This is a genomic window from Streptomyces sp. NPDC016469, assembly GCF_040632905.1.
Lineage (GTDB): Bacteria > Actinomycetota > Actinomycetes > Streptomycetales > Streptomycetaceae > Streptomyces.
In genome coordinates, this window is sequence record NZ_JBEYCQ010000125.1 from 1 (window position 1) to 1,196 (window position 1,196).

Annotated in this window: 1 protein-coding gene; it reads right to left on the reverse strand. The window is 65.9% G+C overall.

Translation table 11 applies throughout. The features are described 5' to 3' along the window. A partial coding sequence (locus ABZ565_RS35715; protein ID WP_361036483.1) for a polyketide synthase occupies positions 1-1,193 on the reverse strand: 1,193 nt, incomplete at its 3' end. Positions 1,194-1,196: the final 3 nt, after the last annotated feature.

Sequence of the window (1,196 nt, forward strand, 5' to 3'; positions counted from 1 at the left end):
TCCCACACACCCGTCTTCGTCTGGACTCGCAGGTTCAGCGCATCGAGATCGATCGCCGGATTCGCCGACTCGAAGTTCAGGCTTGCCGGCACCACCCCATACCGCACCGACATCGCGGCCTTGATCAGACCGACGATCCCCGCCGCACCCTCCAGATGCCCGACGTTCGTCTTCGCCGACCCCACCACCAGCGGCTCGGAACGCCCCGGCGCATTGCCCAGCACCATCCCCAGAGCCGCGGCCTCGACCGGATCACCCAACGCCGTCCCGGTCCCGTGCAATTCCACATAACCGACCTCGCCCGGCGCCACACCCGCCCGCTCACAGGCAAGCCGCAACACCCCGGCCTGGCCCTCCACACGCGGAGCCGTCAGACCATCCCCACCGCCGTCATTGTTGACCGCACCACCCGCGATCACACACACCACATCATCCCCATCAGCGACCGCGTCCTCCAGCCGCTTCAGAACAACAAGCCCCCCACCCTCACCCCGCACATAACCATTGGCCCGCCCATCGAAAACAAACGCACGCCCATCCGGCGACAGCCCACCGAACTTCGACACCACCACCGAGGACTCCGGCGCCAGCATCAAATTCACCCCACCCGCCAACGCCAACGCCACCTCACCACGACGCAACGCCTCACACGCCTGATGAACCGCCACCAACGCCGACGACTGACCCGAATCCACCACCAACGACGGACCCGTCAAACCCAGCAGGAACGACACCCGGTTCGCGATCACACTCCGCGCAAGACCCGTCGACGTGAACGCACCAATCCCCTCCACACCACCACGCCGGGCCAGAACCGCGTAATCATCGGCCATCGCCCCCACGAACACACCCGCAGCCGACCCCCGCACCGAACCCGCCACCACACCGGCGTCCTCGAACGCCTCCCACGCCAACTCCAACACCAGCCGCTGCTGCGGATCCATCGCCACAGCCTCACGCGGCGAAATACCGAAAAACCGCGCGTCGAAACCATCAACCCGACTCAGAAAACCCGCACGCCGCGCCACCGACTTCCCCGCCACCGACGGATCCGGATCATAAAAACCCTCCCCGTCCCAACGATCCGACGGCACCCCACCCACCGCATCGAACCCACCGACCAACCCCTCCCAAAACTCCCCCGGCCCACCCTCAGCACCCGGAAAACGACACGACATACCGACAACAGCAATGGC